The organism is Laedolimicola sp. (genome assembly GCF_051972735.1).
Lineage (GTDB): Bacteria > Bacillota > Clostridia > Lachnospirales > Lachnospiraceae > Laedolimicola > Laedolimicola intestinihominis.
This window is the reverse complement of sequence record NZ_JBOKYU010000013.1, coordinates 16,814-41,513: the sequence shown is the minus strand read 5'-3', so window position 1 is coordinate 41,513 and position 24,700 is coordinate 16,814. Positions and strand designations below refer to the sequence as shown.

General features: G+C 52.5%; 25 protein-coding genes and 1 pseudogene. 3 read left to right on the top strand and 23 right to left on the bottom strand.

Annotated elements, in window-relative coordinates; genetic code table 11:
* Positions 1-45: 45 nt before the first annotated feature.
* A complete protein-coding gene (gpr, locus tag ACTRC3_RS05115) occupies positions 46-900 on the bottom strand; it encodes a GPR endopeptidase (protein ID WP_178039462.1) in 855 nt (284 codons plus the stop codon).
* A gap of 192 nt (positions 901-1,092) precedes the next feature.
* Here gpr and rpsT point away from each other — a divergent pair, with 192 nt between their 5' ends.
* Positions 1,093-1,356, top strand: a complete 264-nt coding sequence (gene rpsT / locus ACTRC3_RS05110) for a 30S ribosomal protein S20 (protein WP_158363809.1) — start codon at positions 1,093-1,095, stop codon at positions 1,354-1,356.
* A gap of 75 nt (positions 1,357-1,431) precedes the next feature.
* On the top strand, positions 1,432-2,409 hold the full coding sequence (gene holA, locus ACTRC3_RS05105; protein WP_440322034.1) for a DNA polymerase III subunit delta: 978 nt from the start codon (positions 1,432-1,434) through the stop codon (positions 2,407-2,409).
* A 4-nt stretch (positions 2,410-2,413) separates the two neighbouring features.
* Here the strand turns inward: holA and ACTRC3_RS05100 are convergent, their stop codons facing one another.
* The 12 genes from ACTRC3_RS05100 to argC form a co-directional block, all read right to left on the bottom strand.
* Positions 2,414-4,681 (bottom strand): ComEC/Rec2 family competence protein, encoded by a 2,268-nt coding sequence (locus ACTRC3_RS05100; protein ID WP_440322032.1) that lies wholly within the window; start codon positions 4,679-4,681, stop codon positions 2,414-2,416.
* A gap of 52 nt (positions 4,682-4,733) precedes the next feature.
* A complete protein-coding gene (locus ACTRC3_RS05095) occupies positions 4,734-5,690 on the bottom strand; it encodes a GerMN domain-containing protein (RefSeq protein ID WP_440322030.1) in 957 nt (318 codons plus the stop codon).
* Between the two features lie 14 nt (positions 5,691-5,704).
* A complete protein-coding gene (locus ACTRC3_RS05090; protein WP_440322028.1) occupies positions 5,705-7,144 on the bottom strand; it encodes a sensor histidine kinase in 1,440 nt (479 codons plus the stop codon).
* Positions 7,119-7,805: a response regulator gene (locus tag ACTRC3_RS05085; RefSeq protein WP_178039560.1), complete on the bottom strand. Its 687-nt coding sequence runs from the start codon at positions 7,803-7,805 to the stop codon at positions 7,119-7,121. Before ACTRC3_RS05085 ends, ACTRC3_RS05090 begins: the two co-directional genes overlap by 26 nt.
* Positions 7,806-7,838: 33 nt before the next feature.
* Complete coding sequence (locus ACTRC3_RS05080) at positions 7,839-8,423, bottom strand: helix-hairpin-helix domain-containing protein (protein ID WP_178039559.1); 585 nt, start codon at positions 8,421-8,423, stop codon at positions 7,839-7,841.
* Positions 8,424-8,593: 170 nt separating this feature from the next.
* Positions 8,594-9,025, bottom strand: coding sequence for a DMT family transporter (locus ACTRC3_RS05075; protein ID WP_440322025.1), 432 nt, complete (start codon positions 9,023-9,025; stop codon positions 8,594-8,596).
* A gap of 71 nt (positions 9,026-9,096) precedes the next feature.
* A complete protein-coding gene (locus ACTRC3_RS05070) occupies positions 9,097-10,362 on the bottom strand; it encodes a sugar ABC transporter substrate-binding protein (protein WP_440322023.1) in 1,266 nt (421 codons plus the stop codon).
* A 12-nt stretch (positions 10,363-10,374) separates the two neighbouring features.
* On the bottom strand, positions 10,375-11,574 hold the full coding sequence (locus ACTRC3_RS05065) for an aspartate aminotransferase family protein (protein ID WP_440322046.1): 1,200 nt from the start codon (positions 11,572-11,574) through the stop codon (positions 10,375-10,377).
* On the bottom strand, positions 11,564-12,466 hold the full coding sequence (gene argB / locus ACTRC3_RS05060) for an acetylglutamate kinase (protein ID WP_440322021.1): 903 nt from the start codon (positions 12,464-12,466) through the stop codon (positions 11,564-11,566). Before argB ends, ACTRC3_RS05065 begins: the two co-directional genes overlap by 11 nt.
* 20 nt (positions 12,467-12,486) lie before the next feature.
* A complete protein-coding gene (gene argJ, locus ACTRC3_RS05055) occupies positions 12,487-13,716 on the bottom strand; it encodes a bifunctional glutamate N-acetyltransferase/amino-acid acetyltransferase ArgJ (RefSeq protein ID WP_440322019.1) in 1,230 nt (409 codons plus the stop codon).
* Between the two features lie 16 nt (positions 13,717-13,732).
* A complete protein-coding gene (locus tag ACTRC3_RS05050) occupies positions 13,733-14,179 on the bottom strand; it encodes a GNAT family N-acetyltransferase (RefSeq protein WP_178039556.1) in 447 nt (148 codons plus the stop codon).
* A gap of 133 nt (positions 14,180-14,312) precedes the next feature.
* A complete protein-coding gene (gene argC / locus ACTRC3_RS05045) occupies positions 14,313-15,353 on the bottom strand; it encodes an N-acetyl-gamma-glutamyl-phosphate reductase (protein ID WP_440322016.1) in 1,041 nt (346 codons plus the stop codon).
* 298 nt (positions 15,354-15,651) lie between these two features.
* Between argC and ACTRC3_RS05040 the strand changes: the two genes are divergently transcribed.
* Complete coding sequence (locus ACTRC3_RS05040; protein WP_158363797.1) at positions 15,652-16,884, top strand: argininosuccinate synthase; 1,233 nt, start codon at positions 15,652-15,654, stop codon at positions 16,882-16,884.
* An 88-nt stretch (positions 16,885-16,972) separates the two neighbouring features.
* Here the strand turns inward: ACTRC3_RS05040 and ACTRC3_RS05035 are convergent, their stop codons facing one another.
* The 10 genes and pseudogenes from ACTRC3_RS05035 to rsxC form a co-directional block, all read right to left on the bottom strand.
* A complete protein-coding gene (locus ACTRC3_RS05035) occupies positions 16,973-17,311 on the bottom strand; it encodes a hypothetical protein (protein WP_440322014.1) in 339 nt (112 codons plus the stop codon).
* 67 nt (positions 17,312-17,378) lie between these two features.
* Positions 17,379-17,867 (bottom strand): Gx transporter family protein, encoded by a 489-nt coding sequence (locus ACTRC3_RS05030; RefSeq protein WP_440322012.1) that lies wholly within the window; start codon positions 17,865-17,867, stop codon positions 17,379-17,381.
* 120 nt (positions 17,868-17,987) lie between these two features.
* Complete coding sequence (locus ACTRC3_RS05025) at positions 17,988-18,386, bottom strand: NusG domain II-containing protein (RefSeq protein ID WP_349165472.1); 399 nt, start codon at positions 18,384-18,386, stop codon at positions 17,988-17,990.
* A gap of 127 nt (positions 18,387-18,513) precedes the next feature.
* Positions 18,514-19,584 carry an FAD:protein FMN transferase gene (locus tag ACTRC3_RS05020; protein ID WP_349165471.1) on the bottom strand — a complete coding sequence of 357 codons (1,071 nt, stop codon included), beginning with the start codon at positions 19,582-19,584 and terminating at the stop codon, positions 18,514-18,516.
* Positions 19,585-19,610: 26 nt separating this feature from the next.
* Positions 19,611-20,399 carry an RnfABCDGE type electron transport complex subunit B gene (locus ACTRC3_RS05015; RefSeq protein ID WP_349165470.1) on the bottom strand — a complete coding sequence of 263 codons (789 nt, stop codon included), beginning with the start codon at positions 20,397-20,399 and terminating at the stop codon, positions 19,611-19,613.
* 10 nt (positions 20,400-20,409) lie between these two features.
* Positions 20,410-20,991 carry an electron transport complex subunit RsxA gene (gene rsxA / locus ACTRC3_RS05010; RefSeq protein ID WP_178039549.1) on the bottom strand — a complete coding sequence of 194 codons (582 nt, stop codon included), beginning with the start codon at positions 20,989-20,991 and terminating at the stop codon, positions 20,410-20,412.
* Positions 20,992-21,669: an electron transport complex subunit E gene (locus tag ACTRC3_RS05005; RefSeq protein ID WP_349165469.1), complete on the bottom strand. Its 678-nt coding sequence runs from the start codon at positions 21,667-21,669 to the stop codon at positions 20,992-20,994.
* A 3-nt stretch (positions 21,670-21,672) separates the two neighbouring features.
* Entirely contained in the window at positions 21,673-22,266 is a 594-nt protein-coding gene (locus ACTRC3_RS05000; protein WP_440322044.1) for an RnfABCDGE type electron transport complex subunit G, read from the bottom strand.
* 33 nt (positions 22,267-22,299) lie between these two features.
* Positions 22,300-23,220: pseudogene (locus tag ACTRC3_RS04995) on the bottom strand (RnfABCDGE type electron transport complex subunit D); the annotation flags it as partial.
* Positions 23,217-24,581 carry an electron transport complex subunit RsxC gene (rsxC, locus tag ACTRC3_RS04990; protein ID WP_440322008.1) on the bottom strand — a complete coding sequence of 455 codons (1,365 nt, stop codon included), beginning with the start codon at positions 24,579-24,581 and terminating at the stop codon, positions 23,217-23,219. The pseudogene ACTRC3_RS04995 and the gene rsxC, both read right to left, overlap by 4 nt.
* Between the last annotated feature and the right edge of the window lie 119 nt (positions 24,582-24,700).

Sequence of the window (24,700 nt, the reverse complement as noted above, 5' to 3'; positions counted from 1 at the left end):
TCCCCCATACTGTTTTCAGTATATGAGCCACCGGACACGCTTATGTCAGGACAGAGCCAGATTCAGGGCCTCGGAAATGGTAAAGCTTAAGCGGCGGATCATCTCGTCCACATTCTTCGGAGTTACGAACATGCCGTTCAATCCCGGCGGCACGCTCCTTCGATCGCCCGTAGCATCGTAGACAATAGTTGCCGCGTCCACCACGGTTGGCACACCGATGGCCAGCACCGGGACACCAATCGTCTCCTTTGACAGACTGTTCCTGTGATTGCCCACTCCGGAACCGGGCTGAATGCCTGCGTCGGACAGCTGGATGGTCCGATTCAGGCGCTTGCTGCTGCGGGCCGCCAGGGCATCAATGACTACCACATAATCCGGCTTTGTCTCGGCCACGATGCCCTGCACCACCTCCAGGGTCTCCATACCGGTCTGTGCCATCACGCCGGGAACAATGGCGCTGACCAGATGCACCTTTTCCTTCGCAAACGCAGTCTTGCCATATTCCCGCACCACATGACGGGTAACGCGCAGATGACCGGCCACCTCCGGTCCCAGGGCGTCCGGCGTCACTTCCCGGTTGCCCAGACCCACCACCAGCACAGATTTCTCATTTTTCACATCCAGAAGCTTTTTCAGATATTCTGCCAGCTTCTCCGACACCTCCCGGTGATAATCCTCGTCCGGCTCCGACATCCGGGGCGCTTCCAGTGTAATGTAGGTACCGATGGGCTTTCCCATGGCCTTCGCCCCATTTTCTGTCTGAATCCGGACTACCGTTACCCGGATGTCCCGCCGCTCGTCGTAGGACTCTTCCACGGCTACGCCACGGATTTCCACATCCTCCTCAAACCGCTCTCTGGCCTCCAGCGCCAGATCCGTCCGCACCTGAAATTCACTCATCCCGTTTCCTCCTGTTTTCACGTCTTACGCTATTTCTTTTTATTTTTTGCGTTTTTTTCAGAAATATGTATTGACATAACGTTATTCCTGTCCTAAAATATATGAGTATGTTTTGTAAAGACGTCCGTGTCCGGCTTTTACGGAACATGTAAAAATAAGCTTATTTTAAAACATGGTTTGGAGGTGTACGGATTGGCTAACATTAAATCTGCAAAGAAGAGAATTCAGGTTGCCGAGACTAGAACAGCCAGAAATAAGGCTATCAAGTCTGAGGTTAAGACCGCAATCAAGAAAGTAGACGCTGCAGTTGCCGCAAAGGATGTTGAGACTGCAAAGGCTTGCTTAAAGGCTGCTATCGCTACCATGAGCAAGGCTACTTCCAAGGGAGTTTACCACAAGAACACAACTTCCCGTAAGATTTCCCGTCTGACCAAGGCTGTAAACAGCATCGCTTAATTGAGATAGACGAATCTTAAAAAGAGACCCATTCCGTCATTTGGGTCTCTTTTTTTTGGAAATGAGGTGTCTCCTATGAAAATGCTGGCGGAGGATATCAAGAACGGCAATTTCAAAACCGCCTACCTGTTCTGCGGGGAAGAGGCTTATTTACGCAACCAGTATAAGAACCGGCTGGCGCAGGCTCTCTGCGACCCTTCCGACACTATGAATTTCTCCCGCTTTGAGGGTAAGAATATCATCCCGGCGGAGGTTATCAGTCTGGCAGACACCCTGCCTTTTTTTGCCGAACGGCGTCTGATTCTCATTGAGGACAGCGGCTTTTTCAAGAATAAATGCGACGAGCTGGCCGACTACCTTCCGAAGATGCCTGACACCACCTGCATCATCTTCGTGGAAACGGAAGCAGACAAGCGGAACCGGCTCTACAAGGCCGTTCAGAAGCAGGGCCGCGTCATTGAATTCCAGACCCAGGACGAGCGTACCCTGATGAAATGGATCCTGGGCACCCTGAAAAAGGAAAATAAAAAAATCACCGAGTCCACTCTGCAGCTCTTTCTGGAGCGCACCGGCATCGATATGGAAAACATTTCCACAGAGCTGGAAAAGCTGCTCTCCTACACAGAAGGCCGGGACGTGATTACCTCCCAGGATGTGAATGACATCTGTACCGTACAGACCACCGGACAGATTTTTGAGATGATCCGCGCCCTGGCTGAAAAGAATCAGAAAAAGGCGCTGGATCTCTACTACGATCTGCTTTCCTTAAAAGAGCCGCCCATGCGCATCCTGTTTCTCATTGCCCGCCAGTTCAATCAGCTTTTACTGGTCAAGAGCCTGGCTGCTAAGGGTTATGATAAAGCAGCGATTGCTTCCCGGGCAAAAATCGCGCCCTTTGTGGCCGGAAGATGCATGACCCAGGCCAAAAGCTTTACCACAGATCAGCTGAAGACCGCCGTGCAGGACTGCGTGCAGGCGGAAGAGGATGTGAAGACCGGTAAGATTACGGATACACTCAGTGTGGAATTGCTGATTATGAAATACAGTAAATAAATTTTTATTGTAAATAAGCATGTACCCGAAAGTCTTTCCCATCACTTTCCACCGTAATGGCTCCACACTCTGTCGTCTGCAAAATTTTGCTGCCCGCCGCATCCAGCCGTTCCAGCGCCTCCCTGTGCGGATGCCCGTAGGAGTTATCCCTTCCGCAGGAAATCAGGGTCAGGCGCGGCTTCACTGCCTCTAACCACGCTTCGCTGCCGGAGGTTCTGGATCCGTGATGCCCGGCTTTCAGAACCGCAAAGCCGTATGGCGGCCATTCCTTGCCGCCATGCTTCTGCTCCCGCTCCAGAATCTCCCGCTCTCCCGTCTCTTCCAGATCCCCGGTCAGCATCACCGAAAACTCCTGATACCGAAGCGCCAGCACCACAGAGGCTTCGTTCACATCCGCGTAGGCTTTCGTCCCATCCGGATGCAGGCAGGTTAGTTCTGTCAAACCATCCCGCAGCACCGCCCCTTTCTCAATTTTCTGCACTGTCACGCCGCTTTCCCTGGCATTTTCCATCAGCCGCTGCCCCTTTTCCTCTTCCATGGAGCGCCCGGATAAAAGCAGCGTACCAATCCGCAGACCGCCGGGCTCCGACGCAGTCTCCAATAGCTCCTTTATGCCGGAAATATGGTCCTCATCCGTATGGGTTACCACAATATAGTCCAATCTTCCGACTCCTTCCGATTTCAAAAAGGGCAGAATCCGGTAGGTTCCCACCTTCGTCACACTGGTACTGCCGCCGTCAATCAGAATCGTCGTTCCGGCTGCGGTCCGCAGGTAGATGCCGTCGCCCTGCCCCACATCCAGCATCACCAGCTGAAAACCGGAATGCAGCCGCAGTGTCAGGAAAAGCAATAAAATCCCAAGCACTGCCGTGCTGCCTGCCTGCAGGATCCGCCGGTGCGGCTCCGCCCGCTCCGCTTCTTCCTGCCGGATATCCGGATCGTTTATCTGCCCCATTCTTCGTTTTTTCCGCTCTTTCAGTTGATAACGCCAGAACAGAAAAACAACCAGTCCTGTGTAATATCCCGCCATCTGCCAGATCTTTGGCTGTCCACAGGTAAACACCGCTCCGGGAAGCCGAAGCGATGCCGTTCCCAGCCGCTCATAGAATTCCAGAATTGCCCCACATAGAAAAGCCGGAGCACGCGCCACGCCCGGCAGCACAAAGCTTATCCCCACAGCCAGAATTCCTGTGAACATCACCACGGTCATCAAAGGAATCACCACCAGATTTAACAGCGTCCCATACAGCGGAATTTCGCTGTAAAAATATTCCAATACAGGCAGGGTCATCATCTGAATGGAAAGGCTCAAAAGCAGCGGTTCCACCAGTTTCGCCCATCTGCGGTTCTTTGGCAGAAACAATGCTTTCAGGGCCGGGAAAATCAGGCCGATGCCTGCCACGGCCCCGAAGGACAACAAAAATGAGGCGCTGCGCACATACAGTGGCTGCCGCAAAAGCAGCAGAATTGCCCCAAAGGCCAGGGCCGTCAGCATATCATAGCTTTTCCCCAGCATTTCCCCGATTATCAGAAGCGCGAACATCACCACAGCCCGGCAGGCAGAGGTTCCCATACCGGTCAGAAAGCCGTAAAACAGTACGACAAAAAGAGATAACGCTCCCGAGCTTCGCAGTGAACCGCCCATTTTCCTTAAAAAACGGTAAAGCGTCATGCCGAATACGGATACATGCAGGCCGGAGATAGCCAGCAGATGGGAAATGCCGCTTTTCTGGTACAGGCTTTTGGTCTCCGCCTCCAGATCTGTCTTATTTCCCAGCAGCATGGCCTCCAGGACGCCGCTTTTGTCCACAGGAAATATGCCTCGGACACGGGCGCTTAAGCTCTCCTGCAATTCATACAGTAATTGCGCCATCCACCGCACATCGTCCCGGATGACCGTCGCATCCTTCGCATAGCATAATAGCCCGATTCCCTTTGTCTGATAATAGAGTTTTGCGTCAAACTGCCCCGGATTGGTGGGGGCTTCCGGCTTTCGTATTTTAAAATAATTCTCAATTCGTATGGTATTGCCGATAGAAACTGAAGGTTCGGCTTCGAAGGACACTAGGATGATCCCGGCGTCCGGATAATTGGTTTTGGTAAGCCAGACAGTCATGCCGCCCGGTTCCATCCGGCAGATGGTGCCGGTGAGAATCTCCGGATGAGCTGTGGCATCCGGTGAAGCTTTTCTGAAAAGCTCCGCCGGAAGACACAGCAGCACCACTGCAAGGGCAAGCGCCGTCAGACATAAAGGCCGCTTTCTTATTTTCATTCACTCCAAATCATATTCGCAGAACCGCTAAAATGACCGATTCATGCAGAGGCTATTCCCCCTGTTCGATAATATCCAGATTCCGTTCATAGATGGTATCCAGCCGCATACTCTCCTTGTAGACCAGATCCGTCTCTCCATTGACCAGAATCTGTACCTTGCTGATTCCCGACAGCTCCGTCAGGGAATCCACAATGGAGTAGATGGTAACTGCCTCTGTTACATTGTATCCCTGCTCCAGGAATCCATCGTTCAGGTTTACATAACAGATTCCATCCTTCGTAGAAATGCTTAAGATCTTTGTACCGGACGGCAGAGTCGGATAATCCGTATCCCCAGATACCGGACCTCGAATCAGACTCTCCACCACCAGCTTCTCCACAGAAATATTACTGCTGCCGGTCACATTGACCTTTTCCTTCACCAGCTTGTCCCCGCTCTTATTGGCAAAATACAGGGTCAGTGTAGTGACGGTCTCCTCATTGATGGCGTCGCCGGTGTTTTCCACAAAGCTGTCCGCGTTCATCTGTCCCACCGGATTTTTGTCCAAATCCATCAGAGGATTATCCCCAATCAGAAATGACACATACTCCACATCCGGAATCTGGCAGAGCGTCCGCACCACTGCGGAGCGGCAGAGAATCTCCCGAATCCAATCCATATCCTGATAAGCCGGATCGAAATGCAGGGTCAGCTGCCCATTGTCCAGCGTATAATCTGTCACAAAAACGCTGTCTGTCAGCACAGCTTCCAGGGAACCGCCCTCCGGCGTCGTGGCAAGCTTCTTGAGCAGCTCCTGAATCAATCCGTCTGTATCCTTTGCCTCCGGCTGATAATTCACTGTCGCCGTAGCTGTTTCATCTTTATTCAGATAATAGATCTGATATCCTTTTTCGTCTGTTTTTGCCTCTGTATTTTCCTTTTTCTTACAGCCACCCAGCAGTGCCAGAAGCAGTAAAAGGCTCAGAAGCCCACACAGACGGATACTCTGTTTTCTCTTTTCTTTCATTCCTTGCTCCTGTCTCAGGCAATATAATTCAGCGGAATTCGTACCGAGAAGGTAGTTCCCACACCCACCTCACTGGATACCTTGATAGCCCCTTTGTGAACCAGCACCGCGCTTTTCGCGATGGCCAGTCCCAGTCCTGTTCCGTCTATCTCGCTGGAATGGGACTTATCCACCCGGTAAAACCGCTCAAAGATATAGTCCAGGGACTCCTCCGGGATGCCCTGGCCGGAATCCATAATCTTCACATAGAAGAACTTGTGATCTGCGTCCAGAGACACGTGTACCCAGCCATTTTCCTTATTATACTTAATGGCATTCTCCACCAGATTCGTAAAGGCCAGAGACAGGCGGCTCTCATCCACTTCCGCCGTTACAGGACGAAAGCTCTCCAGTACCACCTCGATATTCTTTCTGGCCGCGATGGGGCGAAGTCTTTTTAAAATCAGTTCCAGCAGATCGTTGATATCCACTTTCTCGATGTTCAGACTGGCTGCCTTCTTATCCATCTTCACCAGGGCCAGCAGATCGGTAATGATCTTATTTTCCCGCTCAATCTCCTCAGCGATATCGCCCATAAACTCCTTGTAAAGCTCGTTTGGTACCTCGTCCTGGGTAAGCAGGGAATCCGCCAGCACCTTCATGGACGTCAGCGGCGTCTTCAGTTCATGGGACACATTGGACACGAACTCCTGCCGTGATTCATCCAGGGTCCGCATCTGCGTCACGATTTTATTGAACTCCTCGGAAATCTCTTCAGTCTCCGCATAGGTCTTTACCATCAAATCCTCGTTGGAATGACCGCTGGAAATCTCATGGAGTTCCAGAATAATCCGTTGAATGGGCCGCACCAGCAAAATGGACAGCAAAATAGCCGCCATGGTCACCAGGATGCCATACACTAGGGTAAATACCCAGGTATTGCTGGTCAGGGTTTCCAGATTATCCCAGATGCTGTCCGTGGATACACTGACCAGCAGTACGCCCTGCACCTTGTTGGAATCTCCGGCGCGCACCGGCACGGTCATTTCAATAAACCGTTTTTCCGACAGCTGGTTCGTGGTTTCCCCCTTAAAGCAGCGGATAACCTCCTCAGATACCACATACTTATTTTCAATCAGACCGTAAGTATCCTTAATAACGCGGAAATCCTGATCAATGATAATGATCCGTCCGTCGTAAAGACTGGCCAGCTGAGCCAGCTCGCCGTCGATCAGCTCCGTGGACGGATCCTCCATATAATTATAGCTTAATAACTGATTGGATAAAATTTTACACTGATTCTGCACCTCCGTGCTGCGCACGGAGATGGCCCGATCCCGATAACTCCTTAAGATACTGGCCGACATCAGAATCATGGGAAGCCAGCCCACTGCCAGCAGCACCAGCAGGATCCGAAATTTCAGACTCTTAAAATATGTAAATACGACTTTATGCCTGGAAATAATAACCCACACCCCACTTCGTATGCACGTATTTCGGCTCGCTCGGATTGGACTCAATTTTCTCGCGGAGTCTCCGGATATGGACATCCACAGTCCGCACGTCGCCCGGGTATTCATAGCCCCAGACCGTATTCAGAAGATTCTCCCGGCTGTAGACCTTGCCCGGATTCAGCACCATCAGCTCCAGCAGGTCGAATTCTTTGGCCGTCAGATTAATTTCCCGACCGCCGATAAAAAGGCGGCGGCTGTCCAGATCGAGCTTCAGATCCGCAGCCTCGACCACCTTGCCCTTTTTCTCCTTTTCCGTACCGCCGGTACGCCGCATAATGGCCTTCATACGGGCCTTAATCTCCAGAATGTTAAAGGGCTTCGTGATGTAATCGTCCGCTCCATACTCCAGCCCCAGAATCTTATCCATATCATCGCCCTTGGCTGTCAGCATGATAATCGGCATATTGGAGAACTCCCGGATCTGCTGGCAGACCTGAAAGCCGTCCAGCTTCGGCAGCATCACATCCAGGAGTACAATATCATACTCCTTCGCTCTGGCATATTCCAGCGCTTCCTCGCCGTCGTAGGCACAGTCAACTTCCATATCATCCTGTTCCAGACTAAACCGCAGTCCCTTCACAATTAATTTTTCATCGTCGACAACTAATACTTTCTTTCCCATGCTTCCCGCCTCGTTATCTTTTTTTATTCAGTCTCAAACCGTTATCTGGTCTCTGATTTTGTTAAAAACGCCCTCTTTAATACCCGGAATATTCATCAAATCCTCCGGCTTCTGAAATCCGCCCTTTGATTCCCGATAACGGATAATCTCCTTTGCCTTGGATTCGCCAATCCCGGAAAGTGTCATAAGTTCGGCCTCGGTGGCCCGGTTCAGGTTCACTAACCCGGATGTGCCCTCTGCCGCGGCTTCCTCAAGCGTCTGTGCCATTTCCACCGAGGGTACCTCGATCTTCTGCCCGTCAGATACCGTCTCCGCCAGATTCAGATACGTCCCGGCCGCGCCTTCCGTCATACCGCCGGCTGCCTCCACCGCGTCGGTAATCCGGCTGCCCTCCGGCAGTTCGTAAACTCCGGGAGTTCTCACCTCTCCGCAGACGTAAACCCAGACGGACGCTGCCTCTTCCTCTTCCGAATCCGCCGCCTCCGCTGTCGTCCCTTCCGTCACAGTCTCCTCCGCCGCACTGTCATAGACCGCCGCCTTTTTCCCGCAGCCGGTCAGGCACAGCGCAAGCAGAACCATCATCCAAAGAAGTTTTTTTCTTTCCTGTCGATATCTCATTTTTCCGCCTTTCTGAAAATAGGCGGGTCCCCTCCGATACAGACTATCTTCATTTTAGCGGAGATTGGGCAAGAATACAAGTTCTTTTTTAAGTCATAACTGTTCAGTTCCTTCACAGTTATAACTGCAAAATCCATGAAAATCGGCTTCGCCGATGGGATTTTGCATTCCTACTCCCACTGAAACACTGCGACGCCCACGATAGCTGCCGCCATGCCAATGACCTTCCGCCAGGAAAAATCAGCCTTTTCCACGCCAAAGATCCCTGCCAGCTCAATCAGATAGGCCGCCAGCAGCTGAGCAATGACAATCAGCATCACTGCCTTCGCAGGTCCCAGGGCGTCCATGCTTTTAATGACTGTAAATGTGATAAAGGCTCCGATGACACCGCCCAGCAGCATGTACTTCGGCGTCACCTGAAGGATGGTCAGCGGATTTTTCCGATCCGACAGCCCCCAGGCAATGAGGCAGGTAATAAGGGCTGACAGCTGCACCCAAGCCGCAGAGGTCCATATGCTGCTCATCTTTGTGACCTCCGTATTGAAGACGCCCTGAACGCTCATCAGCGCCCCGGATAAAAGGGCAATAAAAAATCCAATCATGACAAAGACTTCCTTTCCTGTTCTGTAAGTAAGGTTTAGTCTTTCCATGACTGGATGTTCTTATTCCTGTATTATTCCGTCGCCTGAAGCTGGGACATGATTTTCCGGGTTACGGAATCCACTTCTGTATTGACGTCATTGCCCTTCCAGATATTCGCAAAGGCAATCTCCATCTCGATCCAGTAGTTGCTTAAATCAGTCAGCTTCGGAACCTCCACGGAATTCTCGTACTGGTCAAGCAATACCGACATCTCCGGATTTTCATAGCTGACACCCAGGCGCACCGGCATTTTATTGGACATGGCATAAAGCTCATCTGCCTTGTCATAGGTCAGAAAACGCGCAAATTCTTTCGCGGTATCACGCTCCTTGGAATAAGCGTTGACTACTACAGAGTTGGTGACAGACAGACCCTTGGTGGACAACTCGTCCGTCAGGTTCGGCACCTCCGCGATGCCATAGAAATAGCTGTCTGCCACCGCATCAATCTGGGCAATGGCGTCGGTCTTCGCGATGGTATACACGGTCTTGCCGTCGATGAACTCCTGCAGCACATTGTCCGTAGTAACCTCATCCGCATCAATGGCAAAGAAAGCGTTCAGGCTCTGGTAGTAGGCCAGGCAGTCTTTGACCTCCTGGGCATCCAGAGAAACCTGCGTGGGATCATCCCCGGTTTCGCCGCCAAGGTTTACATAATTCGATATAAAGAAAAAGTTCGAGAAAATATCCGCCACATTCCATTTGAAGATATTTTCCACCTTCTCCGTGGCATCCGTCGCCTCGTAATTGTCCGCGTAATCCAGAATCTCGTCGATGGTGGACGGGGCGCTGTCTGCGTAGTTCTTATTGTACAGCAGGAAACAGGTCTCAAAATAGAAAGGATACGCCATCAGCTTTCCGCCGCAGGTGGCCGCGTCAAGGGCCTTCGCCGGGAAATCCTTCGAAAACTCCTGCTCCGTAAAGCTGTCATTTTCCACCGTCAGTCCTGCCAGACGGGCTTTCTCCAGAAGCTCGCTGGACACCACAAAAAGATCCGGGCCGCCCAGATCGGAGATACTGGCCGTGTTGATATGCTCGATATAGTCCACCGCCGTGACAAGCTGCAATGTGACATCCACGCCGGTCTGTTTTTTATAATCAGCCGCTGTCTGCACCAGATAGCTGTTCAGCTTCTCGTCAGTATACCACAGAGTCAGCGCTTTTTGCTCCATGTCCTGCCCGGCCTCCGCCGCCTCCTTCTGCTTCTGATGATAAGAAAAAGCCACCTGGCCCATCTGCGCAAATACAAGCAGAACCACCAGGATGGCGATGGCTCTGCGATAAATCGTATGTCTCATGTGTGTAAGATCCTAACCTTTCACCAAAGCCCTTTCAAGCTTCGTAACCATTTCATCTACATGGTCCTTTGTGATGACAAGGGGCGGAACCAGACGCAGCACGTCACTTCCGGCTGTGATCACAATCAGACCCTCATCCATAGATTTTAACACAACTTCTCCTACAGGTCTACCCTGGATTACAAGTCCCTGGATCAGGCCCTTTCCTCTGCGGGCCGCGATGCAGTCGTATTTATCCACCAGAGCATCCAGTTTTCCTTCAAGATATGCACCCACTTCTTTTACACGATCCACGATTGCGTCCTGCTCAAAGATATCCAGCACCTTGGAAACCGCCGCGCAGACAAAGGGATTGCCGCCGTAGGTGGTGCCGTGATCGCCCGGTACCAGAGAGCCCAAAGCCGTCTTCTCATCCAGCACAAAGGCGCCCACCGGAACGCCGCAGCCCAGGGCCTTGGCACAGGTCATGATGTTGGGCTTCACGCCGTACTCCTGCCATGCGAACAGGTGGCCGCTCCGGCCCATACCGCACTGGATCTCATCCAAAATCAGAAGCGCGTCGTGCTCCTCGCAGAGTGCTTTCACGCCCTTTAAGAACTCCTCCGTAGCCGGGTAAATGCCGCCCTCGCCCTGAATGGTCTCCAGAATCACCGCGCAGGTGTGCTCATTGAACTGAGCCTTTACACTCTCCAGATCGTTGTAATCAGCGAAACGGATGCCGCCGATGAGCGGACGGAAGGGCGCCTGGTATTTCTCATTGCCGGTGACGGAGAGGGCTCCCATGCTCCGTCCGTGGAAGGAATGATTCATGGCAATGATCTCGTGATCCTGTTTGCCATCCTTCAGCCACGCGTATTTGCGGGCCGCCTTAATTGCGCCCTCGATAGCCTCGGTGCCACTGTTGGTGAAGAATACCCGGCTCATGCCGCTCATGCGCACCAGCTTGTCGGCTGCCTCTGCGGCCGGCTCATTGTAATACAGGTTGGAGGTATGCATCAGCTTGTCGATCTGGGCCTTCAGCGCCTCGTCGTAGCCCGGGTAATGATAACCCAGGGCCTGTACCGCGATGCCTGCCGCGAAATCCAGATATTTTTTGCCGTCGGTGTCGTAAAGATAGACGCCATCGCCGTGATCCAGTACCACCTGATACCGGTTGTAGGTGTGAAGCACGCTCTCTTCCGCCTCTTTGATAATCGCCTCTTTATTTTCCATCATAATAATTTTCCTCTCCTTCGCCCAGGATGGCAGTACCGATTCCCTTGTTGGTAAAGATCTCCAGAAGCAGGCAATGGGCGATACGTCCGTCCAGGATATGCACTCTGGATACGCCGTTTTCGATGGCGTCGATGCAGTTGTTGAGCTTCGGAAGCATACCACCGCCGATGTTGCCATTTTCGATAAGCTCTCTTGCCTCTTTTACATGAAGCTCAGAAATCAAGGTCGCCGAATCCTCCGGATCTCTGCGGACGCCCTCGATATCAGTCAGGAATGCCAGCTTCTCCGCATGGACGGCCCGGGCAATGGCGCAGGCCGCGTCATCGGCGTTAATATTGTAGGTGTTGAAGTCCTTGTCCATTCCCACCGGGCATACGATAGGCAGGAAATCCTTCTCCAGCAGGTCGTAGAGAATCTGGGGATCCACATCCGTCACCTCGCCCACGAAACCGATGTCCTCGCCCTTGGAATACTTCTTCTCCACCTTCAGGAGACCGCCGTCCTTGCCGCTTAGGCTGACTGCTTTCACACCCAGCTCTTCCACTAGCTGAACCAGGCTTTTTCCAACTTTTCCCAGTACCATTTCCGCGATTTCCATGGTCTCTTTGTCAGTCACACGCAGGCCGTTGATGAATTTGGGCTCCATGCCGACCTTTCCTACCCAGCGGCTGATCTCCTTGCCGCCGCCGTGTACGATGATGGGTTTGAAGCCGACCAGCTTCAGAAGGGTCACGTCCTGGATGACGCTCCGCTTCAAGTTCTCGTCCACCATGGCGCTTCCGCCGTATTTCACTACGATAATCTTCCGGTTAAACCGCTGGATATAGGGAAGGGCCTCAATGAGGACCTTGGCTTTCTCCAGGTAGGTGTTCATTTCTTCTCTGCTCATAATATTTTCTCCTCTGTATCTTATGAACGATAATCCGCGTTGATTTTCACATAATCATAGGTCAGGTCACAACCCCATGCGGTGGCGGTGGCGTCGCCCATCTTCACGTCCGCAATGGCCGTTACCTCCGGCTCGGAAAGGATCCTGGTAGCTTCTTCCTCGCTGTAATTCACTGCCACGCCATTTTCAATGATCTGGATCTTACCGGCTGCGCTCTCGAAGAACAGATCCACCTTCTCCGGGTCGAACCGGGCTCCTGAATAGCCCATGGCGCACAGGATACGGCCCCAGTTGGCGTCGTGACCATAGATGGCCGCCTTGACCAGACTGGAGGTGACTACGGATTTACTTAAGATCACGGCCTGCTCCTTACTCTCGGCTCCCACGATTTTTACCTCAAAGAGAGCGGTCGCGCCCTCACCGTCGCCGGCCATCTTTTTTGCAAGCCAGGTGTTGACTGTATTCAGCGCCTTTGCAAATGCTTTGTAATCTTCATTTTCTTCGGTGATCTCCGGGTTCTCCGCCATGCCGTTGGCCAGCACCAGCAGGGTGTCGTTGGTGGAAGTATCGCCATCCACAGAAATCATATTGAAGGTGTCTTTTACATCATTGCTTACGCATTTCTGCAGCATCTCTTTGGAAATGTTCGCGTCGGTGGTCACGAAGGCCAGCATGGTACACATATTCGGGTGAATCATGCCGGATCCCTTGCACATACCGCCCACGGTGACAGTTTTTCCGCCCAGCTCCACCTGGACCGCGATTTCCTTATTGACCGTATCGGTGGTCATAATCGCCTTGGAGGCTGCGGTTCCGTGCTCTGGGGTGCTGCCCTTGGCTTCCTTTAAAAGGCTGATGCCCTTTTTCAGGCGATCCATAGGAAGCTGCATGCCAATGACGCCGGTGGACGCCACCAGAACGGCATTTTCCGGAACGCCGAGAACTTTGGCTGCCTCCTCTGCGGTCTCTTTACAGTAGCCCATGCCCTCCTCGCCGGTGCAGGCGTTGGCAATGCCTGAGTTTACGATGACTGCCTGGGCGTAGGGGGATTCCTTTACGATTTTCTGATCCCATTTCACCGGGGCTGCCTTTACGATGTTGGTGGTGAAGGTGCCCGCCGCATGGCAGGGCTTTTCGCTGTATACCAGGGCCATGTCAGTCCGTCCCTGGTACTTGATGGCTGCCGCCGCTGCCGCTGCTTCAAAGCCCTTTGCCGCAGTGACGCCGCCCTTGATTTCTGTGATATTCATAATGCCGTCCTCCTCTTTATTCGTTAAACGCTTCGATATTTTCTTTATTTAAGACAAAATCATAGTAGTTCAGATCGAGCCTTTGTGTCCAGCCGATGCGGTTCCAGAAAGCGTTGCCGATGTCGTTCTGGGTAAAAGCGATCAGGGATACCTTGCTGATCTGCTCCTCTTTCAGGGCGTTCATGGCAAATACTACCATGGCCTTGCCGATGCCCCGCATCCGGTAATCCCGGTGGACACACACATGATAGAGACAGCCCCGACGTCCGTCGTGGCCGCAGAGAATGCTGCCTACCACCTTGCCGTCTTCGATGGCCACCACGCTGGTGGTGGGGTTCCGTTTTAAAAACCGCTCCACGCCCACCCGGGAGTCGTCAATACTCCGGATGGCGAAACCCTTGATGGTCATCCAGAGGGCGTAGACGCCGTCGTAATCGTCGATGGTCATTGTTCGGATAGTCATTTTTCTGTACCTCGCCAAGTATTAAGGAAACACCATGGTCACTAAACTCATACTGCGCCTGCGGCTTGCATTCATTAAGTGTCCAGGTGGACGTTCGCACTAGGCTCGAAAATACCTCGCCAAGTGCTCACAGTCACGGGAACATGGGAACGAGCTCTAATCCTTCGCTCTCCTTCAGTCCGAACATCAGGTTCATATTCTGGACGGCCTGGCCGGCTGCGCCCTTCACCAGGTTGTCCATGGCTCCCATCATAATCACGCGCTTCGTTCTCGGGTCGATCTTAAAGTTCACATCCACGTAATTACTGCCCTCCACCCATTTGGTCTGGGGGCAAACGTCCTTTTCCAGAACGCGGACAAATTTCTCATTCGCGTAATACTTATCGTAAGCCGCCTTCACTTCCTCATAGGAAACCTCTTTCTTCAGGGAAGCGTAGGCGGTGATCAGGATTCCCCGGTTCATGGGTACCAGATGGGGCGTGAAATTAATCAGCACCGGCTGGCCTGCCGCGTAGGAAAGCTGCTCCTCGATCTCCGGCGTATGACGGTGATTCGCCACGCCGTAGGCCTTGATATTTTCATTAACCTCGCAGTACAGATTGTCCACCTTCGCGCCGCGGCCTGCACCGGAGGTGCCGGACTTGGCGTCAATGATAATCGTGCCCGGGTCAATCAGCCCTTCCTTTAATAAGGGATAAATAGAAAGAGTGCTGCAGGTGGGATAGCAGCCCGGGTTGGCTACCAGTCTCGCCTTCTTCACCGCTTCCCGGTTGATCTCACAGAGTCCGTAGACCGCCTCCGGGATAAACTGGGGCGTCGGATGCTGGATCTTATACCACTCCTCGTAGGTGGCCACATCCTTAATACGGAAATCGGCGCTTAAGTCCACGATTTTTACCTTGGACAGAATCTCCTCATTTACCAGAGACGCGCAGAGGCCCTGGGGCGTCGCTGTGAAAATCACGTCCACCTCATCTGCCAGTGCTTCCATATTATCATCCATGCATTTGTCGTCTACGATCTGAAACATGTTCTGGTAGACTTCCGCGTATTTCTTATCTATGTAGCTTCGGGAACCGTACCATTTAATCTCCACATCCTTATGTCCTGTGAGAATGCGGACCAGCTCGCCGCCCGCATATCCGGTTGCTCCAATAATTCCTGCCTTTATCATTTCTATTTTCCTCTCTTTTTGTGGATATTTGTTCCTATTTTAGATCTGTTTGGCCAGTATTTCAAGCACTTTTCCACTTGTATGCATTTTTATACACTCGCTTTGCATATATTATCACTTTTATGCATATTATTCAAGTACTATTTTATTTTTATTCATATTTCTGTGGAACTTTTTCTGAACTTCCGCTTGCATATTATATGGAAATGATGTATATTAGTTTTCAGTGAACAGAAACGGTATGCATAATCATTCATACCGTATAGAAATCATAAAACACTCAGGAGGATATTTGAATATGAAAGACAAAGTAGTACTTGCCTATTCCGGCGGACTGGACACCACAGCCATTATTCCGTGGCTGAAGGAGCATTTTGATTACGACGTAGTTTGCTGCTGTATCGACTGCGGCCAGGGAAATGAGCTGGACGGACTGGACGAGCGCGCGAAGCTGTCCGGCGCTTCCAAGCTGTACATCGAGGATCTGGTAGACGATTTCGCTGAAAATTATATCATGCCCTGCGTAAAGGCAGACGCTGTATACGAGAACAAGTATCTGCTGGGTACTTCCATGGCGCGTCCGGCCATCGCAAAGAAGCTGGTAGAGATCGCCCGGAAGGAGAACGCTGTCGCTATCTGCCACGGCGCTACCGGTAAGGGCAATGACCAGATTCGTTTCGAGCTGGGCATCAAGGCTCTGGCTCCGGATCTGAAGATCATCGCTCCCTGGAGAATGACCGATATCTGGACCATGCAATCCCGTGAGGATGAGATCGCGTACTGCGAGAAGCACGGCATCCATCTTCCCTTCTCTACCGATTCCAGCTACAGCCGTGACCGGAACCTGTGGCACATCAGCCATGAGGGACTGGAGCTCGAGGATCCGGCCAACGAGCCGAACTACGAACACCTGCTGGTTCTGGGCACCACTCCGGAGAAGGCTCCGGACGAACCGGAATATGTAACCATGACCTTTGAAAAGGGCGTTCCTACTTCCGTAAACGGCAAGCAGATGAAGGTGGCTGACGTCATCCGTACTCTGAACGCTCTGGGCGGAAAGCACGGCATCGGTATCGTGGATATCGTAGAAAACCGTGTGGTAGGTATGAAGTCCCGTGGCGTATATGAGACCCCGGGCGGAACCATCCTGATGGAGGCTCACCGTCAGCTTGAGGAGCTGGTTCTGGACCGCGCTACCATGGAGACCAAGAAGGATATGGCCAACAAGTTCTCCCAGATTGTATATGAAGGAAAATGGTTTACCCCGCTGCGTGAAGCTATCCAGGCTTTCATGGAGGTAACCCAGGAGTATGTAACCGGTGAAGTGAAGTTCAAGCTCTACAAGGGCAACATCATCAAGGCCGGCACCACTTCTCCCTACTCTCTGTACAATGAGTCCCTGGCGTCCTTCACCACCGGCGACATGTACGACCACCACGACGCAGACGGATTCATCACCCTCTTCGGCCTTCCGCTGAAGGTTCGGGCTATGAAGCTGGCTGAGGTGGAGAAGAACAAGAACAATAACTAATTTCCATAAGAATAACAGAAAGAAAGGGCCCCGCGTCGATGACGCGGGAGCCCTTTCCTTCTGTTATCCTTTTTATTTTTTTACCGTCTCATTCCTTTTTCCACGTCCATACCTCACTACTGCCACAGAGCTTCCAGACGTCTGTGCCCAGGTTATCGGTTACTTCTGTAAAGATGGCCTTTGCCTGTTCTTCTGTTTCTGCCGGATAGACCAGAAGGGCGTTTATTTCGGATCTTGGAAAACCTGCAAGAAAATAGTCCAAATCTATTTCTGTGATCACAAAGCCGGCCGGATTCTGATTGATCAAATAGGTGTCGTCATCTTCAAAAGAGCCGCCCAGATTCGCTATCGTTTCTCCGTCAATGAGGATATTGCCTTTTTTGGTATTGCAACTGATTTGTTCCTTCCTGGATTTCGGCTTTCGCACAAAAGCCTGAATTCTCTCCTTTTGTGGGGATACCCTTTTATTCTTTCCACTATTTTTACAGTATTTTTTACTGTCTCCCAATCCGGTTCAGCACCAGCTGCGCGCACAGGCCGGTGAAGGCTCCGGTGATGCAGCCGGCGGTCATGAGGAAGGGGAGGTAGAAGATCATGCCTTTTCCGGCTATTAACACGGCTACCAGCATCTGGCCGATGTTGTGGAGGACGGCGCCCAGGACGCTAGCCAGCCAGATGGCGCGGCCGCTGACCATGTGGCGGAGAAGCAGCATGCCAAGCAGGCAAAGCAGGCTTCCGGCCAGACTGTAGAGGAAGGTCATCATGCTTCCGCCAAAGAGGGAGCCTAAAAAAATGCGGACAAGTACCACCATCAGCACCTCGCCGGGGCGGTAGCGGTAGACTGCGTAGACCGTCACGATATTGGCCAGCCCCAGCTTCGCGCCCGGAATCGGGATGGGATTCGGAATCTGGAGCTCCACCACATATAAAATCAGAGCTGCCGCTGTCAGCAGCGCCAGCTCAGTGAGTTTTCCGGTTGTCATTCTTTTTTCTGATGGATGCTCCTTCATGACGGCCCTTTCTTTTTTAACTACTAAAATATTCTTACCTACCTAAAGATTATATTATATCTTTTCATCTGGCATTACGAAATATATACATTTTTAGTTCGCCACCGCGTCCAGCCCGGACGCGCCCTCTCCGTCCGCATACTGAATGCTCAGCCGGTTCGGCAGACACACGATGGGCGCAGCCTCCAGCCAGTCCATGTGGACACAGATTTGATCGGGACAGTCCGCTGCTTTCACGCGGATCTGGTGATCCCGGATCTCGATTTCATTGGTTCTGCCTCCGTAGGTCACGGTAAAGGTCTGATCCTCCGCCTGAGCCAAGTCCAGTGTATACAGGATTTTCCCATCCTGCAGGATCTCCACCTGTCTGCCGTGGCTCCGGGTCAGATTCCAGATCATGCCGCCGATTCCCCCAAGGAAGAGCACAGCGCAAAGCGCCGCCACGATGTAAACTGCTTTTCGATTCTGTCCCGTCTTCGTTCCTTCTTCCATTCGAACCTGTTATCCTGTTACTATTCACTCCGTTCACTATAACACGCTGTGCTAAAATAGCGCCTGTGAACAATAACTTTGATCCTTTCCTGTACTTCTTTTCTTCGTTTTTCTGTCACACAGCTCCCTACCGCTCCACGATCTCCAGCCTCTGCGCCGCGTCCCTCATCTCTATCTTATCACGCAGCCCTTCCGTTGCATAGACCTTTCCGGAAGTATCCACCAGAACCAGCTCAAAGCTGTTCCCTTCGTCATTTCCATGGATCCGCCAGTACTCTGCCGCATCTGCCTCGCCCATGATATAAAGAGAAGTAGACAGGGCGTCCGCCAGCATTCCTTTTTCCGATACGACGGTCACGGAAAGCAGGCCGGAATCTGCCGGATAGCCGGTGCGGGGATCCAGGATGTGGATATAGGTCTCCCCGTTCTCCTCAAAATACCGCTCATAGCCACCGGAGGTAATCACCGCCCGGTTCTCCACCTCCAGCGCCAGCAGCACATCCTCTGTCCCGCTTCCAATGTCAGAGGCGGCGGTAATCTCCGGATTCCGAATTCCGATTTTCCAGTCTGTCCCGTCCGGTTTCGTCCCCAGGGTCTCGATATTGCCGCCCAGGGACACCATACCCGAAGTCACGCCGTACTCCCGGTAAAGCTCCATGACCCGGTCAGATGCATATCCCTTGGCGATGCCGCCCAGATCCACCTGCTGTCCTGATCCCAATGTCACCTGCGCGCCCTCTATCTGAATCTGCGCAGCGTCCACCAGCGAAAGTGTGCTGGAAATTTCTTCCTGTGTCGGCACCCGATAGTCCCCGGTAGGGAATCCCCAGAGCTGCATCAGCGGGTAAACCGTCACGTCAAAAAGGCCGCCCGTGGACTGCCGGATGCTTTCCGCTTCTTCCAGTAATTTCAAAGTATCCTCAGATATCAGAAAAGATCCCGCAGCATTCAGCTGCGAGATCTCACTGGATTCATTTCCTGTGGAAAGCAAAGCATCCAGCCGCTCGATCTCCTTCATGGCCGCATCCACAGCCTCTTCTGCCTTCGGCCCATATGCGGTAAAGCTCATCACCGTATCCATGGCAAAAAGCTGCTTCGTACAGGACGCGTCCCTGTCTCCTTTCCGGTACTGCCAGATACAGCCCACCGTAATCATCAGAGCCAGTGCTCCCAGAATGACTGACATGCTTCGCTTCATTTTTTATAACCTCAGATATGTATGATTTATACCATTTCGATAACCTTCATCGGACACTTCTCCGCGCACTTACCACAGCCTACACACTTGGTATAATCCACGTGGGCCAGATTGCCGTCCACGGTAATCGCTTCGTGCTCGCACTGCTTTGCACAGATACCGCAGCCCAGGCAGCCTGCGGTGCAGGCCTTCTTCACAGCCGGTCCACGGTCGCGGCTTGCGCAGCGCACCGCTATCTTCTTGTCCGCCGGTACCAACTCGATCAGTCCCTTAGGACAGGCCTTGGCGCATTTTCCACAGCCGGCACATTTCGTCTCGTCTACGATGGCTACGCCGTTCTCCACGCGGAGCGCGCCGAACTTACAGGCCTCCACACAGGAACCAAAGCCCAGACAGCCGTAATCACATTCCCAGACTGAGATACCGGAAAGTACCGCTGCCCGGCAATCATGAATACCCACATAATTGCACCGGACAGAGGTCTTATCACAGCTGCCTGCGCAGTGTACATAGGCCACCTTTTTCTCTGCGGCTTCCGCCTGCACGCCCATGATATCGCCGATTTTCTTTACTGCTTCCGCATTGCACACCGGACAGGCATTGACCGGAGCCTTGCCCTCCACGATGGCTGCCGCTACCGCGTCGCAGCCTGCATAACCGCAGGCACCGCAGTTATTTCCCGGAAGACTTTCTCTTACAAGGCCGACGCGCTCGTCGGTCTCCACTGCGAACTTCTTGCTGACTGCCACCAGAGCTACGCCGATCAGAAGTCCGATTACGCCTACTACCAATGTCGCTATAATAACTTCCTGCATATTCTCCTCCTTATGACAGCGCCAGACCGCCAAATCCCATGAACGCAATCGCCATCAGCGCCGCGCAAATCAGCACGATGGGCGCGCCCTTTAAGGGAGCTGGCAAAGCCTCCTCATCAATACGGCTTCGGATACCTGCCAAAAGAACAATGGCAATGGTATAGCCGACTGCGGTACCGAATCCGGCCAGTACACTTTCCACAAAATTATACTCATTCTGTACGTTGGTCAGGGCCACGCCCAGAACCGCACAGTTGGTGGTAATCAGCGGCAGATAGATTCCCAGCGCCTTGTAAAGGGGCGGGGAGGTCTTCTTGGTAAACATCTCTACCATCTGTACCAGAGCCGCGATAACCAGAATAAAGACAATGGTTTTCAGATAATCCAGATTCAGCGGCGTCAGTACAAAGGTGTACAGAAGATTCGCCACTGCGGAAGCTACCGTGATGACAAAGATAACCGCTGCGCCCAGACTGAAGGACGTCTTGATATATCTGGATACGCCCAGGAAGGAACAGATTCCCAGGAACTGGCTTAATACCACGTTATTCACCAGCGCCGTTGTAATGATAATCAGAAGTAATGATTTCATTTATTTCTGCGCCTCCTTTCCTTCTTCCTTCGCATGGGCACAGGTCGCGCAGCATCCGTCGCAGCCCTGAACCATGGCGTTTGCACGATTCTTGATCTTCAGGGAATTCATAATAATAACCAGAACCGCCAGTACCAGGAACGCGCCCGGAGCCTTGATGAAAATAGCAATAGGCTTATAAGCGGACGGCATCACCTGCATGCCGAATACGGTACCTGCACCCAGAAGCTCACGGATAAGTCCGATGACAGAAAGGGAAATTGTAAATCCGAGACCCATGCCAAGTCCGTCCATGGCGGACAGAAGCGGCGGATTTTTGGAAGCATAAGCCTCCGCACGGCCCAGAATGATACAGTTTACTACGATCAGGGGAATGTAGATTCCCAGCGCGTCATAGATGTCAGGCACATAAGCCTCCATCAGAAGCTCCACTACGGTAACCAGTGAAGCTACGATGACGATATAAGCCGGCAGACGTACCGCATCCGGTATCACCTTCCGAAGCGCGGAGATGACCAGGTTGGACATCACCAGTACCACCAGCGTGGATACGCCCATTCCGAATCCGTTCATGCAGGAGGTGGTAACCGCCAGTGTGGGGCACATGCCGAGCATCAGAACCAGAGTGGGATTTTCTTTTATTACACCATTATAGATGCGTTCTGTACAAGGTTTCATCGCTTAATTCCCTCCCTGTATATCATTTTCAAAGAAGTCTACCGCAGCATTCACCGCATTGACTACAGCACTGGAGGAAATGGTTGCGCCGGATACGCCGTTGATCTCGCCGGGCGCGCTTGCTCCGCCGGACTTGAACAGCGTGAATTTATCCGTCTTCACACCGTCAAACTGGCTCTTGAAAGCATCCTCTCCTACCAGAGAGCCCAGACCTGCGGTCTCGTTCAGGACCGTAAAGGAAATACCGGTTACGGTTCCGTCTGAAGCGATGCCTACAGACATCGTAATATTGCCGTCCATACCGTCGCCGCTGGCAGCGCTGATGACATAGCCTGCCACATTGCCGGAAGCGTCTTTTCCTACGATTACTTCATTGATATAAGCCTTACCGAAATCAGTTCCGTATACTTCACCGTTCAGAGCATCCACCTTAGCAGTAATTGCATCGTCATAAGCGAACTCTACTGCGTCCGGGCAGACCTCCTGATAAGAAGCTGCCTTTTCCGCCAGCTTTTGCTCGGCGATCCTGCCCTCGGTCAGCTTGTATACACCGCTTAAAGCCACACCCGCAATCAGGGTAATGACGCAGAGCGCAATGGCTGCGGCCGGAATCTTCTTTCCGCCCTCTTTCTTCTTCCGGTAGCCGAAGGGCGTCGGAATGGAAATCTCGTCAATGAGCGGAACAAACATATTGCAGATGATGATGGCATAGCTTACAGAATCCGCGGAGCTTCCGAATACACGGAATAACGCCGCCAGAATACCGAGCACCACGCCGTAGAGCAGCTGTCCGCCGGACCCCAGAGGGCAGGTAACCGGGTCGGTCGCCATGAAGAAGGCTCCCATCACAATACCGCCGCCAGCCAGCTGCATAAGCAGGTACTGCACATCAAAGCCGTGACCGCCGAACAGAGCAATAAATGCGGTAAAGGATACCAGCACAGACACCGGAATCTCCCAGGTAATGCCGCCTACGATCAGCAGATAAATTCCTCCAAGCAGGAGTCCTGCTGTGGAACAGCCGATAACGCCGTTATTAGCTCCCAGGAAGGTCTGTACCAGGCTCACCGCATTGCCTGACGCCAGATCTGCCAGCGGTGTGGCGCTGCTGACGCCGTCTACCGTATAGGCGGACATGACGCCTGCAAAGGAAATCAGCAGAAAGCAGCGTCCGGACAGGGCCGGGTTCATAAAATTATGGCCCAGACCGCCGAAGCAGCATTTGGTAAACAGAATCGCAAATACGCTTCCGAGAACCGGTATGTAAAGGGGAACGCCGTTCGGAAGGCAGAGCGCCAGGAGAAGTCCTGTGACAATGGCACTGCAGTCCGTGATCGTATTCTCTCTTCCGGTTGCCTTATCAAATAAAAACTCCGTCAGAACCGCCGCAGCAATAGACGTAAGAATCGTCACAAGCGCGGAAATTCCAAAATGGTATACGCCCATGACCGTCGCCGGAAGAAGGGCCAGAATCACGTCGCACATGACATGTCTGGTCGTAAGCTTACTCCGCACATGGGGGCTGGAGGATACATTCATCAGTTTACTCATTTCTTTGCACCTCCCTGCTGCGCCTGCGCGGCTCTCTTCTTCGCCATAATCTCAGCCTTGGTCTGCTTGAAGGTCTGCATCAGGGGCCGCTTGGCCGGACAGACATAGGTACAGGAACCGCAGGCGATACACTCCAGGCCATACAGCTTCTTCTCGTAGCGGACAAAGCGTCTTCTCTTGGCCGCGTCCATCATCTCCTGGGGAGACAGGCCCAAGGGACAGACTCTCATACAGCGGCCACAGCGCAGACACGCTGTTTCCTGCTGGTCTGCCAGCGCCACCGGATCCTCCCCCAGCACGGTCAGCGCGTTATTGTTCTTGCAAATCGGCACATTCAAATCAGCCAGCGCCATACCCATCATTGGACCGCCGCTTAAAAGCTTCTGCGCTTCCTTTCCATCCCGGATGCCGCCTGCGGCCTCCAGGACCTCTGCCATGTTGGTTCCGATTTTCACAATCAGGTTACAGGGCTCCTTGACCGCATCGCCGGATACGGTAAAGCCACGCTCCATCAATGGTGTAGACTTGCATACAGCCTGATAAATGGCGTACATGGTCGCCACATTGTCTACCACGCAGCCCGCGTCCGCCGGGAGCATGCCAAGCTTCAGATCAATACCTGCGATGACCTGGATAATAGAACGTTCGCCGCCCTGGGGGTACTTGCATTTCGCCGCGTGAACCTTTAGCTTCTCATCGCCTGCGCAGGCCTTTTCCATGGCTGCGATTGCTTCCGGTTTATTATCCTCTATCAGGAAGACACCCTCTGCCGCCGGGAACAGCTTCAGAAGAATCCGCATACCTTCTGCCAGCTCCATGCTCCTTGTGCGCATGAGCTGATCATCGCAGGTAATATAAGGCTCACACTCCGCGCCATTCGCAATAACATAACGAATCTCATCCGCGTTCTTCGGGGCGAGCTTCACATGAACCGGGAATCCGGCTCCTCCCATTCCCACGATACCTGCTTTCTGTATACTTCCGAGAATCTCTTCTTTGCCAAGTGTCTTGTAATCGCGCTCAGCGCCGATGCCTTCTGCCAATGTGTACTGTCCGTCATTCTCGATCACTACGGACATTACCTTCGCACCGGATGCTGTTCTTCTGTTCTCAACAGCCTTTACCGTTCCGGAACAGGAGCTGACGATGTTCGCCGATACGAAGCCGTCCGCTTCGCCGAGCAGCTGGCCTGCCAGCACCATGTCGCCCTTCTTTACCACAGGCTTCGCCGGTTTTCCGATATGCTGACTCATGGGAAATACCAGTTCACCCTGGGGAAGATAGGTACGGTAAGACGCGTCCTTGGCGTAGCGCTTTCCGTCGTCCGGATGCACGCCGCCCTTAAATGTCTTCTTGAACATATGCTTTTTCCTTCCTTCATGCTTTTGTAGCATTTGTCTCGTATTTACTTTATCACACTTGGATTTGATATACAACTTTAGATAAAAAATAGACAATCTTAGATCAATTTCGAGATTTT